Here is a 16,338-nt window from a genome sequence, read left to right on the forward strand (position 1 = left end):
AATCATGGCAGGCGACTTAATTGATTCATTACTTACAATTGAAGACAGCGATGAAGATTTCACAGCCTTCGAGCGTGTAGTCCGTAAGTTATCTATTAATAAGCCAATTTTTCGTTGTACTGATGGAGAGGATGCAATAGAATTTTTGCACCACACTGGTAAATATAAAGATACCCCTCAAACACCCCTTCCAGCAATGATTTTACTAGACCTCAATTTGCCCGGAATGGATGGGCGCGATGTACTATTGCATATAAAACAAGACCAAAATTTGCAAAATATACCTGTGGTGGTGTTCACAACCTCATCTAACCCCACAGACATTGAAGTTTGCTATCAACGGGGCGTAAATGGCTACATTGTTAAGCCCATCGACACCAGTAAACTGATATGGACTATTAAATTATTTATGTCTTATTGGTTTGACGTTACTACTTTGCCCCATCAATTAGATTAATTTTTTATGAACTCAAATCCCAGTATTAGTTTAATTCGCGCCGACTCCTACGAATTAGAATCTCTGCAAAATCATGTAACTAAGTTACTAGAACCAATGGGAGGAATGGCAACTATAGTCAAAAAAGGCGATCGCGTTTTACTTAAACCAAACTTGTTAACCGGGGCGCGTCCTGGTAAAGAATGCACTACTCGTCCCGAATTAGTCTATATTGTCGCCAAAATGGTAATGGAAGCGGGGGGTAAACCTTTTTTAGGTGATAGTCCAGCTTTTGGGACTGCAAAGGGAGTGGCGACAGCTAGTGGTTATTTACCTTGGATAGAAAAACTAAACTTACCAATTATCGATTTTCACGGACAACGTTACCAAACTTTGGGGCAAGAATTTAACCATCTGTTGCTTTCCACCGAAGCAATGGAGGCGGATGTAGTGATTAATTTACCCAAAATTAAGTCTCATATGCAGCTAACTTTAACAATGGGTGTAAAAAACTTATTTGGTTGCGTCCCTGGCAAGATGAAAGCATGGTGGCACATGGAAGCGGGGAAAGATAGCGCTAGGTTTGGACAAATGCTAGTAGAAACCGCAAGAGCAATTAATCCAGCTTTAACAATAGTTGATGGCATTATTGCCCACGAAGGCAATGGACCCAGTGGAGGAGAACCCCGTCAGTTGGGGATTTTGGGGGCAGCAAGTAATGTATTTGCTCTTGATCTAGCGATCGCACATATCCTAAAAGTTGATCCTTCTGCTATTCCGACAATCGCCGCCAGTCAACGGTTAGGACTGGTGGGAGATTTAGATAGTATTAGTTTTCCGCTTCTGCAACCCAATGAACTGCAAATTAATGATTGGCGGCTACCAGATACTTTAATGCCGATTGATTTTGGAATGCCTCGCGTTTTGAAGTCTACCTTTAAGCATTTTTACATCCGGTTCATCAAAGAGCCAATGAGCGCTTATTTGTAGGTTTGCCACTTTTCGCCCCCTAACCCCCAACTTTGGGGGAACTGGAGTTGAAAGTCCCCAGAATTTGGGGATTTATGGAAAAGGTTTATTTATGAACTAACTAATACCGAATCGCCTTCAATTTTAGCTTTGTAGGTTTTCAGTGGCTTGGTAGCTGGCCCTTTTAAGACTTTGCCATCGATGCCAAATTCGGAAGCATGGCAAGGACAAACAAATTTTTGTGACTTAGCTGCCCAATCTACCGTACAACCAGCGTGAGTACAGGTAGGATTTACAGCGCTAAGATTGCTCGTTGAACTGGTGCGAACTACTAAAACTGCACCCACAGGAGAATTTTTGTTAAGTAATTGATTATTTTTGCTTAACTGTGATAATTTCCCTACAGACTGAAACCCACCTTTGTTATTAGTAGATTCGGCTTGAGTAGTTTGGGAAGAACAGGCAGCGATCGCAACGGGCAAAGAACTAGCCAACCAACCTACACCCACCCAATTTAAAAAAGTTCGACGATCCATAGTATTTTCCTTAACTTTGATATAAAAAACTTTGCAAAATTTAATGACTTTTCCAGACTTTGAGCTTTTATTTCCTTGAGGCATCTGGCTATAGACAGGTATTTAATGACAAAAATACATATAATTTATGCGTTTTAGTCATATTCCTCAATATTTTGTTACGAAAGATACGAACTTAATAGTTAATTAATCCTAACTTGAATACTAACAAGCATTTAACGATTGTCTAACCGACTTTACCCAAATCTAAGCCGTACCGCCGCAGGTGGTGTAGCGACTGATACGAAAGGAGTGCTTGAAGTCTAATAACCTAGCAGCAAATAGCAATTATTTTAATGTATGCGACTTCCAGCAAAGCTAGATAAAGGAAATATAGGGTCTAGTCCATGATAGAAGATGCGATCGCCAAGACAAGCCTAAATAAATTTGAGAAGTTTAAAAGCGAAAAAGATGGGTTAGCGGTAAAAGCAGAATTGGCTCAATTTGCGTCGATAGGCTGGGAAGCTATGGACAGCACGGACAGGGAACATCGGCTAAAATGGCTGGGCGTATTTTTTCGTCCCGTCACCCCTGGCAAATTCATGATGCGTCTGCGCTTACCCAATGGAATTATCAATAGCCAGCAGTTGCGAGTATTAGGCGAAATAGTCGAACGCTACGGCGATGATGGTTGCGCCGATATTACCACTAGACAAAACCTTCAACTGCGCGGCGTAAGAATAGAAGACTTGCCAGATATTTTTGACCAAATGCAGCAAGTAGGCTTAACTAGCATTCAGTCAGGAATGGACAATGTACGCAACATTACCGGAGATCCAATTGCAGGATTGGATGCAGAAGAACTATTTGACACGCGGGAACTCGCAAGTCAAATTCAGGACATGATTACAAGAAATGGCGAAGGTAATGCAGAATTTACCAACTTGCCAAGAAAGTTTAACATCGCCATTTCCGGCGGACGAGATAATTCAATTCACGCCGAAATCAACGATTTAGCATTCATTCCCGCCTATAAAAACGAGCAATTTGGCTTTAACGTGCTTGTTGGCGGCTTTTTCTCCGCCAAGCGCTGCGATGCGGCGATTCCTTTAAATGCTTGGGTAGCACCAGAGGAGGTAGTAGCCGTATGCAGAGCAGTTCTAGAAGTTTACCGCGACAATGGACTAAGGGCGAATCGGCAAAAATCCCGGTTAATGTGGCTAATTGATGAATGGGGAATTGAGAAATTTCGCGCCGAAGTCGAAAAGCAATTAGGTAAAACCTTAATTAACGCCGCCGAAAAAGATGCAATAGATTGGGAAAAACGCGACCATATTGGCGTTTACAGCCAAAAGCAACCGGGATTGAACTATGTAGGCTTGCATATTCCCGTTGGGCGCTTGGAAGCCCAAGATATGTTTGAATTAGCGCGGGTAGCAGAAGTGTATGGGAGTAGCGAAATTCGGTTTAGCGTCGAGCAAAATGTTATTATCCCCAATATCTCCGACTCGCGCTTAGAAACATTCCTTGCTGAACCCGTATTAGCAAAGTTTTCTGTCAATCCCGAACCACTAACGCGGGGATTGGTTTCTTGTACGGGAGCGCAATTTTGCAACTTTGCCCTAATTGAAACCAAAAATCGCGCCTTAAAAGAAATCGCATCTTTAGCCCAAGAAGTTCAACTAACTCGCCCCGTCCGCATTCACTGGACAGGTTGCCCAAATTCCTGCGGACAACCCCAAGTAGCTGACATCGGCTTGATGGGAACTAAAGCCCGGAAAAATGGCAAGCCTGTAGAAGGAGTGGACATTTATATGGGTGGTACGGTGGGCAAAGACGCACATTTGGGAACTTGCGTAACTAAGGGCATTCCCTGCGAAGATTTGCAACCCGTATTACGAGACTTGTTAATCGAGCATTTCCAAGCAAAACCAAGAGAAAAAGCTTTAGTTTCTACCTAAAGTCAATATCCAAACCCCTCATACAACTTACCGAACTTAAATTACTACCAGATCATGAGCAACTTTTCTAGAAGACAATTTATTATCACCGCCGGCGCAGCTACCGCAGGGTCTTTACTGGCTCATGGCTGTAGCTCTGGGCCAACGGAAACCGCGAGTAGTGGTGGTGCTGCAAGCCCCGTTGCTAGTGTTGGTGCGGCGGCTAATGCTCCAAAAGTAGAAACAACTACCGCTAAGTTAGGCTTTATTGCTCTTACAGATTCCGCTCCCCTAATTGTGGCGCTAGAAAAAGGTCTTTATGCCAAGTACGGCATGACCGATGTGAAGGTAGAAAAACAAGCATCTTGGCCCGTAACCCGCGATAACTTGGTACTTGGTTCTGGCGGCGGCGGTATTGATGGAGCGCATATATTATCGCCCATGCCTTACTTAATGGCGTTAGGGAAAATTACTCAAGGTAAGCCAATTCCCATGTACATTTTGGCGCGGCTAAATACCAACGGGCAAGCAATTTCGGTTGCCAATGCTTACAAAGATATGAAAGTGGGTTTAGATAGTTCGCCCTTAAAAGCAGCTTTTAGCAAATCTAAATCCTCTGGAAAAGAAATCAAAGCCGCCGTTACCTTCCCCGGTGGTAATCACGACCTTTGGATGCGCTACTGGTTGGCTGCTGGAGGGATCGATCCTAATGCAGAAATCTCTGTAGTTCCCGTACCACCACCCCAAATGGTTGCCAATATGAAAGTAGGTAACATGGAAGCATTTTGTGTTGGCGAACCTTGGAACGCCCAGTTAGTCAACCAAAAAGTGGGTTACTCAGCTTTAGTTACAGGCGAACTTTGGAACGACCACCCTGAAAAAGCTTTTACAATGCGCGCCGATTGGGTAGACAAAAATCCTAATTCCGCCAAAGCGATGTTAATGGCAGTTCAAGAAGCTCAACAGTGGTGCGAAAAAGCCGAAAATAAAGAGGAGATGATTGAAATTATCTCTAAGCAAAAGTGGTTTAAAGTTCCTGCTAAAGATATTATCGAACGCTCCAAAGGCAATATTGACTACGGCGACGGTCGTACTGTTCAAGACTTCCCTTACAAAATGAAGTTTTGGGCAGATAATGCTTCTTATCCTTACAAGAGCCACGATTTATGGTTTTTGACTGAAAATATCCGTTGGGGTAATCTTCCCGCCGATACCGATACTAAGAAAATTATCGACCAAGTAAACCGCGAAGATTTGTGGAAAGAAGCCGCTACAGCGTTAGGAGTTCCCGCCGCCGAAATTCCGACAAGTACGTCGCGTGGAGTAGAAAAGTTTTTTGATGGTGTCACCTTCGACCCGGAAAACCCCGCCGCGTATTTGAAATCTCTCAAAATTAAGAAAGCCTAAATCCTTTGTCAGTACCGGAGTTCTGTTAAACTCCGGTACTGATACTCAGTCATTGCCGAAAATTACTACCGTAGGAGAAGTTAAAGGATGACCGTCACCCTTCCCAGTCGCACTAAAAGTAGAAAGAAAACTGCTCAAAAAGAAATTTCAACAATTGTCACTAAAAAAATTCTGCCGCCCTTAATTGCGATCGCAATTTTTGCAATTATCTGGCTGTTGCTAACTCTAGGTGACAGCCCCAGATTACCATCGCCGATTACGATGGTCAAAGAAACTTGGGACCCTTTTATTATCAAGCCTTTCTTTGATAACGGCGGTACAGATAAAGGCCTCGGCTGGCAGCTATTGGAAAGCTTAAAGCGGGTAGCTGTGGGCTTTTCCTTGTCGGCTATTGTCGGCATTACCCTAGGTATTTTAATCGGGGCAAATGTCTGGGTTTATAACGCTGTAGACCCTTTGTTTCAAGTATTGCGGACTGTTCCACCTTTGGCATGGTTGCCGATTTCTTTGGCAGCATTTCAGCAATCTAACCCTTCAGCCATTTTCGTTATTTTCATTACGTCAATTTGGCCCATTATTATCAATACAACCGTAGGCGTTCAGCAATTGCCCCAAGACTACCGCAATGTGGCTAGAGTATTGAAATTGTCAGGTTCTAAGTATTTCTTTAAAATTCTATTTCCGGCTACTGTTCCTTATATATTCACTGGTTTAAGAATTGGCATCGGTTTATCTTGGTTAGCGATCGTTGCGGCGGAAATGTTAGTTGGTGGTGTGGGTATTGGCTTCTTTATTTGGGATGCTTACAATAGTTCGCTCCTCAGTCAAATTATTTTGGCACTAATCTATGTTGGGATTGTGGGTCTAATTCTAGATCGCCTAGTAGCTTTTGTTGCCAGCAAAGTAGTTCCCGAAGAACAGAAATAAAAGTAGATTACACACTAATATTGCTTGCAAAGTCCGATTTCTGTCAGTAGCCTTTACCCTTCAGCCTTAAATAAGTCATGTCTGTATTTGTTGAAGTAGACCACATCGATCGCATCTTTCCCTTGCCCAACGGCAACAGCTACACCGCCCTAAAAAATATCGAACTCCAGATCCCCCAAGGAGAATTTGTTTCCTTGATTGGACACTCTGGTTGTGGCAAATCAACCTTACTTAATATCATTGCCGGATTAGATAGAGCAACTTCCGGCGGCGTAATTTTAGAAGGGCGCGAGGTAAGAGAACCAGGGCCCGATCGCATGGTAGTGTTTCAAAACTACTCTTTATTGCCTTGGTTGAGCGTTTCAGAAAATATCAGCTTGGCAGTAGATGAAGTTTATCAAAATAAACCTAAAGGCGAACGCAGATCGATTGTAGAGCATCACATCGATTTAGTGGGATTACGCGCCGCCGCAAATAAGCGCCCAGGGCAACTATCGGGGGGGATGAAACAAAGAGTTGCGATCGCACGGGCTTTAGCAATACGTCCCAAATTATTACTTTTAGACGAGCCTTTTGGAGCTTTAGATGCTTTAACGCGGGGTGGTTTGCAAGAACAATTAATGAAAATCTGCAACGAAAGTAACCTAACTTGCGTGATGGTGACACACGATGTAGACGAAGCATTGCTACTAAGCGATCGCATTGTCATGTTGACCAACGGGCCAGAAGCCCAAATTGGGCAAATTCTCGACGTTGAAATTCCTCGCCCCCGCCAAAAACTAGAAGTAGTTAATCATCCCACTTACTACGGCTTACGCAATGAAATAATTTACTTCCTCAATCAGCAAAAACGTGCCAAGCAGCGCAAAGCAAGGCAGCAAGGGGCGCAAAGCATTGCGCCCGTACGAGCAGCCAATGGTTTAGAAAAAGTAAATTTAGAACTAGGTTTTATTCCCCTCACAGATTGCGCCCCGTTAGTAGTTGCTAAAGAAAAAGGCTTTTTTGAAAAATACGGCTTAACAGAAGTAGTTTTAAGCCGCGAACCAAGTTGGAAAGAAATTGCTAAAGGAGTGGGTACAGGACGCTTAGATGCGGCGCAAATGGTCGCCGCCATGCCCTTAGCTTTAACGTTGGGTGCAGGGGATAAGCCGCCAATTCCTACGGTTAGTGCGATGAATTTGTCGCGCAATGGTAACGCGATTACTTTTAGCAAAAAACTGTACGACCAAGGGGTAAGAACCCTTGCAGATTTTAAAGATGCGATCGCCCTTACTCCCGATAAAGTCCACACTTTAGCGATGGTGCATCCAGCATCGATGCACAACTTGTTATTACGCTACTGGTTAGCCTCTGGCGGTATTGATCCTGATAAAGATGTCAATTTAACAGTAGTTCCGCCGCCTCAAATGGTATCCAACCTCAAAGCTGGCAATATTGACGGTTATTGTTCTGGCGAACCTTGGAACTCCCGCGCCGTCCACGAAAACTTGGGGTTTGTAATTGCGACCGATTTAGAAATTTGGGCGGGACATCCAGAAAAAGTTTTGGGCGTAACGGAAGAATGGGCAAATAAATATCCCCAAACTCATCTAGCCTTAGTCAAAGCTCTCCTCGAAGCTTGCGAATACTGCGACGATAGACGCAATCGAGAAGAAATTGTTGAACTACTCTGCCGCCCGGAATACGTTGGTTCAGCGCCGGAATATACGCGCCCTGGATTTTTGGATGCTTACGATCGCGGTGATGGCACAGAACCCGTGCAAATGTATACCTTTAACCAATTCTACGTCAACAAAACCAACTACCCAGATCGGGCAGAAAGGTTATGGATGATGACGCAATTAGCCCGTTGGGGTTTAGCACCCTTTCCCAAAAACTGGCAAGAAATCCTCGATCGCGTTTGCCGTGCGGATATATTTGGTGAAGCCGCTAGAGAATTAGGCTTTTTAGATACTGGACGCGACCCCCACACAATGATATTTGATGAGATTGTCTTCGATCCAGAAGATCCAATTAAGTATCTCAATAGTCTGGAAATCAAACAGCCTTTACAAATTCAAGAAATATGTTTGATTTAACCGCCAGCAGATCGGCGAACCATCTCCAAAACTTACCTAGCCGCACAATTTAGCATTTAATACTCCAAAACTATGCAAATACTTAAAACTAATCAAGCAACTTCTCCAATAACTACGCCAACAACTAAAAACGAACATTTTCTAGTTATTGAGAATGTCTCAAAAATTTATCCCACCCCCACAGGCCCTTATACAGTCCTAGATGGCGTAGAACTGAGCGTAGGTGAAGGTGAATTTGTTTGCCTAATTGGTCACTCTGGTTGTGGCAAATCAACGCTGCTAAACATGGTGGCAGGATTTAACACCCCTTCTGATGGTGAAGTTAGACTAAATTCAAAAGCAATTACTGAACCCGGCCCCGACCGGATGATGGTGTTTCAAAATTATTGCTTATTGCCTTGGATGACTGCTTTTGAGAACGTTTATTTAGCTGTAGATTCCGTTTATCCTGACAAGCCAGAAGCACAAAAAAGAGCGATTGTTAAGGAACATTTGGCAATGGTGGGGTTAACAGAATCCGCCGACAAAAAGCCGACGCAGCTATCGGGAGGGATGAAACAAAGAGTTGCGATCGCCCGCGCTTTATCAATTCGCCCTCAAGTATTGATTTTAGATGAACCTTTTGGGGCATTGGACGCGATTACAAAAGAAGAATTGCAAGAAGAATTATTGAAAATTTGGCAAGATTATCAAGTAACAGTGTTGATGATTACCCACGACATCGACGAAGCGCTATTTTTGGCAGATCGTTTAGTAATGATGACTAATGGACCCTCAGCAAAAATTGGCGAAGTATTAACTATTCCCTTCCCCCGTCCCCGCAACCGCGCCCAGATGTTGGAAGATCCTGAATACTACAACTTGCGTAACTACGCGCTAGACTTCCTATTTAGACGTTTTGCTCACGACGATGATTAACATGACAAGCTTAGAAATTACCGAACAATTATTAAAAGCCAAACAAGTTAAAAGCATGAGCTTTCAAGACTTGGGTAAAGTATTAGGGCGCGATCCAATGTGGGTTGCCGCCTTAATTTATCGTCAAGCTACAGCATCGGAAGATGAAGCGAGCAAATTAGCTCAAGCTTTAGATTTATCGCCAGAAATAGCCCAAGAATTAACCGAATTTCCTGTTAAAGGCTCTTTAGACCCAATTATTCCTACAGATCCTTTAATTTATCGGTTTTATGAGATTATGCAGGTTTATGGAATGCCGCTTAAAGCTGTGATTCAAGAGGAGTTTGGCGACGGAATTATGAGCGCCATAGATTTCACAATGAATGTCGAGAAAGAAACAGATCCAAAAGGCGATCGCGTCAAAATTACCATGTCTGGAAAATTTCTACCTTACAAAAAATGGTAGTGGAAGTATAAAGGGGTGACAAACGGTGACAGATATTATTAAAACACTATGTCCTTACTGCGGTGTAGGCTGCGGTTTGGAAGTGTCGCCCCCTGTAGCGAGTAGTCAAAATCAGAATTGGAAAGTAAAAGGCGATCGCACACATCCATCAAGTCAAGGAATGGTATGTGTTAAAGGTGCAACCATTGCTGAATCAATGGATTGCGATCGCTTACAATTCCCCATGATGCGATCGTCTTTAGATGAGCCTTTTCGCCGTGTTAGTTGGGATGAAGCCCTAGAAACCGTAGCTAATCGCCTGAAATCAGTATACGAAAAGTCCGGCGGCGATGCCGTTTGTATGTACGGATCTGGGCAAATGCAGACTGAGGACTACTACGTTGCTCAAAAACTCCTTAAAGGCTGTTTGGGTACAAATAATTTTGATTCTAATTCTCGCTTGTGTATGTCTTCGGCGGTAGCGGGTTACGTGCAAAGCCTGGGATCTGATGGGCCGCCTTGTTGCTACGATGACTTGGAACTAACAGATTGTGCTTTTATTATTGGTGCAAATGCCGCAGAGTGTCACCCCATAGTTTTTAACCGCCTGCAAAAGCATCACAAACGCCACCCAGAAGTAAAACTAATTGTGGTCGATCCTCGGCGTACTCCTACAGCCGAAGTTGCAGACTTACATTTAGCGATTCAACCAGGGACAGATATTGACTTACTCAATAGCATTGCTTATTTACTACTGCAATGGAGAAAAATAGACCAAAGTTTTATTGACGAATATACTAACCAATTCTCCGATTTTGCCGAAGTAGTTTCTCACTACTCACCCCAAGAAGTTGCTAAACGCTGTGGAATTTCGGCGGCGGATATTGAGCTTGCGGCACGTTATTGGAGTGAATCGGAGCGGGTTTTATCTTTGTGGTCGCAAGGGGTTAACCAGTCTTCTGAAGGTACGGCTAAAGTATGCAGTCTGATTAATTTACATTTGCTAACTGGACAAATTGGGAAGCCAGGAAGTGGACCTTTTTCTCTCACTGGTCAGCCTAACGCAATGGGGGGAAGGGAAGTAGGGGGACTTGCGCACCTATTACCCGGTTATCGGTCGGTAAGTAATGCCCAGCATCGGCAAGAACTAGAACAATTTTGGCAACTTCCCCCCGGACAGGTTTCGCCAAATCCAGGTCGCACCGCTTGGGATATTATTACCGGATTAGAAACGGGGGAAGTAGAGTTTTTATGGGTAGTTGCAACCAATCCCGCCGTTAGTTTACCCGACTTAGAGCGCGTCAAAGCCGCTTTATTGCGATCGCCCTTTACCATCGTTCAAGACGCTTACTACCCCACCGAAACCACCGCTTACGCCCATGTTTTGTTACCTGCGGCACAGTGGGGCGAAAAAACTGGGACAATGACAAATTCTGAAAGAGTAGTAACTTTGTGTTCGGCTTTTCGTCCTCCGGTAGGGGAAGCTTTAGCTGATTGGGACATAATCGCCCAAGTTGCTAAAAGGCTGGGATTTGATGATAAGTTTGCGTTTACAAGTTCTGCCCAAGTGTACGATGAATTTGTGCAACTAACGCGCGATCGCCCTTGCGACATGACGGGACTTAGCCATCAAAGGCTTTTAACGGAAGGTGCAATTCAATGGCCCTGTCCTGATAAAGGTCATATCTCTCCTAAGCGGCTTTACACCGATTTGCGCTTTGCAACGGCTGACAAACGGGCTAAATTTACTCCTTGTCACTCGCGGGGACTAGCTGAACCCCCCGATCCCGAATATCCTTTTGTCTTGACTACAGGCAGGTTATACGGACATTGGCACACCCAAACCCGCACCGGACGCATTGATAAAATTAGACAAATGCACCCCGAACCATTTATCGAAATTCATCCCCGCGATGCAAGTAAACTAGGGATTGAAGACAACCAATGGGTAGAAGTACGAAGTCGTCGGGGGATAGCTCAGTTTCCTGCTAAAATTACCAGTGCGATCGCGCCTAATACAGTTTTTGTACCAATGCACTGGGGTTATTTGTGGGCAGAAAAATCGGAAGCAAACGCCCTCACTCATCCCATATCTTGCCCTAGTTCTTTGCAACCAGAATTAAAAGCTTGTGCTGTTCAGATAGTTAGTTTAGCCGTCAAAAACGCCGATTACAGTAGTGTTAGTTTGTTGCAAACTCAATCTTAGAATTAACCGCACCTTTTACTACTTTTTGCTAAAAATGCTCAAACTCCTTCTGCCATTACGAGTATCTAATAAAACCTTCATAAACCCCAAAAAAAATCTGGCAAAGGATCGTTAAAATCATTACTCATTACCATAGAGTCACGATTTAAACCCGCTTTGGGAATTACAGGTTCTTCAGTTTGAGACAAAGGTAAAACCCTTGCCCAAGTTACTCTCTGACAAGTTAGCGTCACTTCAACATGATTTTGGATGTCTGACAATAAATCAGCTAAATTATCCGACAAGTCAGCAATATCGAAAGTTTTTGGTGACATTTTTATTTATGCCCTACTCATCACAAGCATTACAACTAATAGACATCTCCAAAATGCCCTAGTCAAATTAAAAAATTACTTGTCTACGTTTTGCGCCTAATGCACTCCAGCAAAATCCTCTAATTAATTCCTGTACAAGCAAGTAAGTACAAACATTTACAGGTATATCAAAAGGTAGGTTTAAAAGGTTTAAGGCAGCTTTTGTAACTACTTCTACAAAACCAAATAACTAAAAGGCATAGCTTAACAAAAAAGATATATTTCAGCACTGCGATCGCGCGTTTAAAAAAATCTATCGTTCTTAAAGCTATGACAGACGCAAACGGAACTCCAGAAACCGCCGAATTTCAAAACCTGACCCAAGCCGGAGAAAGTAAGCCAACTTTAAACAAATTTGAAAAAATCAAAGCCGAAAAAAATGGTTTAGTCCTCAAGCAAGAATTAGACTATTTGGCAAGCATTGGCTGGGAAGCAATGGACGAAGCTGATCGCGATTACCGATTGCGCGATTTAGGATTGTTTTATCGTACCGTTACTCCCGGTAAATTTATGCTGCGAATGCGCCTAGCTAATGGCATAATTATCGCAAGTCAAATGCGGGCTTTAGGCGAAATTGTCCAACACTACGGCGATGAAGGCAACGCAGACATCACCACTAGGCAAAATATTCAGTTGCGCGGCGTTCGGATTGAAGATGTACCAGATATTTTTAAAAAGCTGCATCAATATGGGCTAACTTCGGTGCAATCGGGTGTAGACAACGTTCGTAATATTACAGGTTCGCCTTTAGCTGGTATCGATCCTGATGAACTAATCGATACGCGGGGGTTGTGTCGCATGGTGCAAGACATGATTACAAATAATGGCGAAGGCAACCCAGCAATGGTTAACTTACCACGCAAATTTAATATTGCGATCGCCGGATGCAAAGATAACTCCGTCCACGCCGAACTTAACGACCTTGCTTTTATCCCTGCTTATAAAAACGATACCATTGGCTTCAATGTCATTGTCGGCGGGATGTTTTCCCCCAAACTTTGCGTCGCCGCCGTACCGCTTAATGTTTGGGTTAGTCCTGATGATGTAGTTGCACTAAGTAAAGCTGTTTTACTCACTTATCGCAATCATGGTTTACGCGCAAATAGACAAAAATCGCGCCTGATGTATCTGATTGACAAATGGGGAATAGAGGAGTTTCGCACTCAAGTAGAAAACCAAATTGGTCATCCTCTAGAGATTGCTGCCGAAAAAGACGAGTTTATGTGGAATAAATACGACCATATTGGCGTATCTAAACAAAAGCAACCCGGATTAAACTTTGCGGGGGTACATATTCCCATTGGGCGCTTGTATGCTCAAGATATGTTTGATTTGGCGCGGATGGCGGAGGTTTATGGGACTGGAGAAATTCGCTTTACTGTCGAGCAAAATCTAATTATTCCCAATATTCCCAACTCTAGGCTAGAAACATTTTTGCAAGAGCCACTTTTAGAACGTTTTTCCATTAACCCGGAAAACCTGTCGCGGCGGTTAGTTTCTTGTACTGGGAGTCAATTTTGCGGATTTGCCCTAATTGAAACCAAAAATCGCGCCTTAGCAATGATTAAAGCTTTGGAAGCAGAAATTACTGTAGAGCAACCTGTGCGTATTCATTGGACTGGTTGCCCTAATTCTTGCGGACAGCCACAAGTTGCCGATATTGGCTTAATGGGAACAAAAGGACGCAAAAACGGGCAGGTTGTAGAAGCTGTAGATATTTGGATGGGTGGAAAAGTCGGCTTTGAAGCTGAACTTGGTAGCCGAATAATGAAACAAATTCCTTGCGACGACCTTAAACCAGTGCTAAAAGACTTGTTAATTGAACATTTTGGCGCAAAACTCAAAAAATCGCCCGAAAGCTTTGTCCCCCAAGAATTTTTAAGTGTTAGCAGTAATTAATACATTGCTTACTAGACGCACCTTACAATGAAATAAGTGCGATCGCCACAAACATCTGCTACAAAGCCTAACTTAAGTCATGATCAACTCAGTATATTTCCAATCTCAACTGTACGAGGCGATCGCACTTATTTGCAAAACAGGCGGCTGGGATTATGGCGAAGCTTGGATTCCTTGCCCAGAAGGAGTTTTAGAACTTAGTCCTGTTTGGTACAGTCGCCCAGATACCGAAGAAATCGAGAAATTTCGCCTGTGTAGTGAAGCGTTTGTGATTCCGCCAAATCAAGGATTGCCTGGTAGAGTTTGGGCAAAAGGTCAACCAGAATGGATTGTAGATGTCTCTGCTAGATCGGAAACATATTTTTTACGCAATCAGATCGCCAAAGCTTGCGGTGTCAAGGCTGGCTTTGGTATCCCGATTAAATGCGATCGCCAAATCATAGTAGTGCTAGTCTTTTTTATGCAGACTGCTGGCGATCGCAATCAGCAAACAGTTGACTTTATTACCGCCGTAGCTGCCGAATTAGAACAAGCTCTAAGCCATAGTCCGGCTTTAATCTAGCGCATTTTAGGGGGGCTTTGGAGGGGATAGGCAACGGGCGAAACAATACTGCTAACGCTATTTGAGGAGTATTGACCAATTACCCAAAGAGGCAAGGTTAGAGTTATTAAAGCGATCGCTGTGCCGAGAATGTCTGCCAATCTATGAGTCGATCGGGGAGGATTGGCAGACGGTGTACTACTAGAGTCCATAAAAAATTGAAAACCTATTAACTCAACCCAGCACAACATAAAATTTTTTGGTGTTGTACTGATTCTACTATTTTAACGAGTTATTTTTAGTAAACTGTCTACTAGCAAACAATCTCAATAGAATTGCTGGAAAAATTGCCCTTTTAGGCAGCCAAACACCATGTTATGAGCTTAAGAAAGCTTTATACTTGAAGCCAAAACTCTGTTTAGGAGTTAATTTAATGCTGTTTGATAGCAAAACTCAACTTTTACAGCAGGCACAAGCGGCGCAAGAAACAGGTAATTGGGCAATAGTCATTCAATGCTTGCAACAACTAGCACTTGTAGATATTGAACAACAAGCAAGTCAAGTAATAGATTTAGCTATTACGGTTTTGATTGAAGGCGATTTTCATCAGCGTTGGGATATAGCAAAATTGTTTCCCCGTTTAGGCGCAAATGCCGGAATTGGAATCGATCGAGCGATTTCGCCAATAATTGAAATTGTTACGGGCGATGAAGACGAAGAATTACGCTGGTATGCAGCTAGGATTTTAGGCGAATTTAATCAACCAAAAGCGATCGCCGCTTTAGTCGATTTACTCAAATCTAATGATAATGAAGAATTAACGTCAATGGCAGCCAGTGCTTTAGGACAAATTGGCAACGGGGCGGTAGTTGCTCTTAGCGAATTACTACTAGATGAAAATACGCGCCTAATCGCTGTAGAATCCCTCGCTCATATCCGGCGATCGGAAATCATTGCGCCATTATTAACTGTAGTTAAAGATGCCGATGTAAAGATTAGAGCGACTACTATTGAAGCTTTGGGGAGTTTTCATAACCCAGAGATCCCGCCTATTTTAATTGAAGCTTTAAATGATATTGCCGCGTCTGTAAGAAAAGAAGCCGTTACAGGTTTAGGTTTTCGCGTTGACGTGCTTGAAAAATTAGACTTAGTTAATAAATTAGTGCCGCGATTGTACGATTTTAATATAGATGTTTGCTGTCATGCGGCGGCTTCTTTAGGCAGATTGAAAAGTGAAGGCGCTGCCGTTGCCCTAAATACGGTGCTAAATTCTCCTCACACACCGATAAACCTACAATTAGAATGTGTCCGGGCTTTGGGAAGAATAGAAACGCCTCTTTGCTTGCAATATCTGCGCCTTTGTTTAAACGAACATTTTTCCCCCGCCTTGCAGCAAGAAGTTGTCAAAGTTTTAGGACAAGTAGACCAATTAAAAACGATCGCCGGAGACATTTTGTTGGAAGCTTTGCAATTATCAAATAATTCTACAAGTGCGATCGCTCTATCATTAGGACGATTGGGAGAAATTAAAGCTATAGATCCGTTAATAAACTTACTTGTTAACCCCGATTCAAAAGTAAGATTACACGCGATCGCCTCTTTACAACAACTAGCCCCAGCCCAAACCTACCAAAAATTACAGCAACTAAATAATGATGCCGCCACTACACCCGAACTCAAACAAGGAGTAAAATTTGCCTTAAATGAATGGCAACAAATATAAGT

15 protein-coding genes are annotated in these 16,338 nt (G+C 43.1%); 12 read left to right on the forward strand and 3 right to left on the reverse strand.

The window, feature by feature from the left end:
* The first annotated feature begins 4 nt into the window (after nucleotides 1-4).
* Both SYN7509_RS0218580 and SYN7509_RS0218585 read left to right on the forward strand, forming a co-directional pair.
* Nucleotides 5-457 carry a response regulator gene (locus tag SYN7509_RS0218580; RefSeq protein ID WP_009631999.1) on the forward strand — a complete coding sequence of 151 codons (453 nt, stop codon included), beginning with the start codon at nucleotides 5-7 and terminating at the stop codon, nucleotides 455-457.
* 6 nt (nucleotides 458-463) lie between these two features.
* Entirely contained in the window at nucleotides 464-1,426 is a 963-nt protein-coding gene (locus tag SYN7509_RS0218585; RefSeq protein ID WP_009632000.1) for an Npun_F2552 family protein, read from the forward strand.
* A gap of 89 nt (nucleotides 1,427-1,515) precedes the next feature.
* Here the strand turns inward: SYN7509_RS0218585 and SYN7509_RS0218590 are convergent, their stop codons facing one another.
* Nucleotides 1,516-1,941: a QcrA and Rieske domain-containing protein gene (locus SYN7509_RS0218590; RefSeq protein ID WP_009632001.1), complete on the reverse strand. Its 426-nt coding sequence runs from the start codon at nucleotides 1,939-1,941 to the stop codon at nucleotides 1,516-1,518.
* A 386-nt stretch (nucleotides 1,942-2,327) separates the two neighbouring features.
* Here SYN7509_RS0218590 and SYN7509_RS0218595 point away from each other — a divergent pair, with 386 nt between their 5' ends.
* The 7 genes from SYN7509_RS0218595 to SYN7509_RS0218625 all read left to right on the forward strand — a co-directional run bounded on the left by SYN7509_RS0218595 (nucleotide 2,328) and on the right by SYN7509_RS0218625 (nucleotide 11,820).
* Entirely contained in the window at nucleotides 2,328-3,881 is a 1,554-nt protein-coding gene (locus SYN7509_RS0218595; RefSeq protein WP_009632002.1) for a ferredoxin--nitrite reductase, read from the forward strand.
* Nucleotides 3,882-3,935: 54 nt separating this feature from the next.
* Nucleotides 3,936-5,267 carry a CmpA/NrtA family ABC transporter substrate-binding protein gene (locus SYN7509_RS0218600; protein ID WP_009632003.1) on the forward strand — a complete coding sequence of 444 codons (1,332 nt, stop codon included), beginning with the start codon at nucleotides 3,936-3,938 and terminating at the stop codon, nucleotides 5,265-5,267.
* Between the two features lie 87 nt (nucleotides 5,268-5,354).
* The gene (gene ntrB / locus SYN7509_RS0218605; protein ID WP_009632004.1) at nucleotides 5,355-6,194 is read left to right on the forward strand and encodes a nitrate ABC transporter permease; all 840 of its coding nucleotides are present in this window, start codon (nucleotides 5,355-5,357) and stop codon (nucleotides 6,192-6,194) included.
* 77 nt (nucleotides 6,195-6,271) lie between these two features.
* Nucleotides 6,272-8,272, forward strand: coding sequence for an ABC transporter ATP-binding/substrate-binding protein (locus SYN7509_RS0218610; protein WP_009632005.1), 2,001 nt, complete (start codon nucleotides 6,272-6,274; stop codon nucleotides 8,270-8,272).
* A gap of 72 nt (nucleotides 8,273-8,344) precedes the next feature.
* Nucleotides 8,345-9,190 (forward strand): nitrate ABC transporter ATP-binding protein, encoded by an 846-nt coding sequence (locus SYN7509_RS0218615; protein ID WP_009632006.1) that lies wholly within the window; start codon nucleotides 8,345-8,347, stop codon nucleotides 9,188-9,190.
* Nucleotide 9,191: 1 nt separating this feature from the next.
* Complete coding sequence (gene cynS / locus SYN7509_RS0218620) at nucleotides 9,192-9,635, forward strand: cyanase (protein ID WP_028954434.1); 444 nt, start codon at nucleotides 9,192-9,194, stop codon at nucleotides 9,633-9,635.
* Nucleotides 9,636-9,660: 25 nt separating this feature from the next.
* Entirely contained in the window at nucleotides 9,661-11,820 is a 2,160-nt protein-coding gene (locus SYN7509_RS0218625; RefSeq protein ID WP_009632008.1) for a molybdopterin oxidoreductase family protein, read from the forward strand.
* A gap of 77 nt (nucleotides 11,821-11,897) precedes the next feature.
* On the opposite strand, the gene SYN7509_RS0218630 is transcribed toward SYN7509_RS0218625, so the two are convergent.
* Complete coding sequence (locus SYN7509_RS0218630) at nucleotides 11,898-12,134, reverse strand: hypothetical protein (protein ID WP_009632009.1); 237 nt, start codon at nucleotides 12,132-12,134, stop codon at nucleotides 11,898-11,900.
* Nucleotides 12,135-12,488: 354 nt separating this feature from the next.
* Here SYN7509_RS0218630 and SYN7509_RS0218635 point away from each other — a divergent pair, with 354 nt between their 5' ends.
* Both SYN7509_RS0218635 and SYN7509_RS0218640 read left to right on the forward strand, forming a co-directional pair.
* Entirely contained in the window at nucleotides 12,489-14,072 is a 1,584-nt protein-coding gene (locus SYN7509_RS0218635; protein ID WP_038021955.1) for a ferredoxin--nitrite reductase, read from the forward strand.
* 79 nt (nucleotides 14,073-14,151) lie between these two features.
* Complete coding sequence (locus tag SYN7509_RS0218640; RefSeq protein WP_009632011.1) at nucleotides 14,152-14,634, forward strand: GAF domain-containing protein; 483 nt, start codon at nucleotides 14,152-14,154, stop codon at nucleotides 14,632-14,634.
* On the opposite strand, the gene SYN7509_RS0218645 is transcribed toward SYN7509_RS0218640, so the two are convergent.
* Nucleotides 14,631-14,864: a TLTLP motif-containing protein gene (locus SYN7509_RS0218645; protein ID WP_009632012.1), complete on the reverse strand. Its 234-nt coding sequence runs from the start codon at nucleotides 14,862-14,864 to the stop codon at nucleotides 14,631-14,633. The genes SYN7509_RS0218640 and SYN7509_RS0218645 overlap by 4 nt on opposite strands.
* Nucleotides 14,865-15,046: 182 nt before the next feature.
* Between SYN7509_RS0218645 and SYN7509_RS0218650 the strand changes: the two genes are divergently transcribed.
* Nucleotides 15,047-16,336 carry a HEAT repeat domain-containing protein gene (locus tag SYN7509_RS0218650; RefSeq protein ID WP_009632013.1) on the forward strand — a complete coding sequence of 430 codons (1,290 nt, stop codon included), beginning with the start codon at nucleotides 15,047-15,049 and terminating at the stop codon, nucleotides 16,334-16,336.
* The last annotated feature ends 2 nt before the right edge of the window (nucleotides 16,337-16,338 follow it).

The organism is Synechocystis sp. PCC 7509, from assembly GCF_000332075.2.
GTDB lineage: Bacteria > Cyanobacteriota > Cyanobacteriia > Cyanobacteriales > Chroococcidiopsidaceae > Aliterella.

Excerpts from the sequence above, each read along its gene's own strand:
- SYN7509_RS0218650 (WP_009632013.1), top strand. The coding sequence starts at position 15,047 with ATGCTGTTTGATAGCAAAACTCAACTTTTACAGCAGGCACAAGCGGCG.
- ntrB (WP_009632004.1), top strand. The coding sequence starts at position 5,355 with ATGACCGTCACCCTTCCCAGTCGCACTAAAAGTAGAAAGAAAACTGCT.
- SYN7509_RS0218630 (WP_009632009.1), bottom strand. The coding sequence starts at position 12,134 with ATGTCACCAAAAACTTTCGATATTGCTGACTTGTCGGATAATTTAGCT.
- cynS (WP_028954434.1), top strand. The coding sequence starts at position 9,192 with ATGACAAGCTTAGAAATTACCGAACAATTATTAAAAGCCAAACAAGTT.
- SYN7509_RS0218580 (WP_009631999.1), top strand. The coding sequence starts at position 5 with ATGGCAGGCGACTTAATTGATTCATTACTTACAATTGAAGACAGCGAT.
- SYN7509_RS0218600 (WP_009632003.1), top strand. The coding sequence starts at position 3,936 with ATGAGCAACTTTTCTAGAAGACAATTTATTATCACCGCCGGCGCAGCT.
- SYN7509_RS0218590 (WP_009632001.1), bottom strand. The coding sequence starts at position 1,941 with ATGGATCGTCGAACTTTTTTAAATTGGGTGGGTGTAGGTTGGTTGGCT.
- SYN7509_RS0218585 (WP_009632000.1), top strand. The coding sequence starts at position 464 with ATGAACTCAAATCCCAGTATTAGTTTAATTCGCGCCGACTCCTACGAA.
- SYN7509_RS0218640 (WP_009632011.1), top strand. The coding sequence starts at position 14,152 with ATGATCAACTCAGTATATTTCCAATCTCAACTGTACGAGGCGATCGCA.
- SYN7509_RS0218610 (WP_009632005.1), top strand. The coding sequence starts at position 6,272 with ATGTCTGTATTTGTTGAAGTAGACCACATCGATCGCATCTTTCCCTTG.
- SYN7509_RS0218645 (WP_009632012.1), bottom strand. The coding sequence starts at position 14,864 with ATGTTGTGCTGGGTTGAGTTAATAGGTTTTCAATTTTTTATGGACTCT.
- SYN7509_RS0218595 (WP_009632002.1), top strand. The coding sequence starts at position 2,328 with ATGATAGAAGATGCGATCGCCAAGACAAGCCTAAATAAATTTGAGAAG.
- SYN7509_RS0218615 (WP_009632006.1), top strand. The coding sequence starts at position 8,345 with ATGCAAATACTTAAAACTAATCAAGCAACTTCTCCAATAACTACGCCA.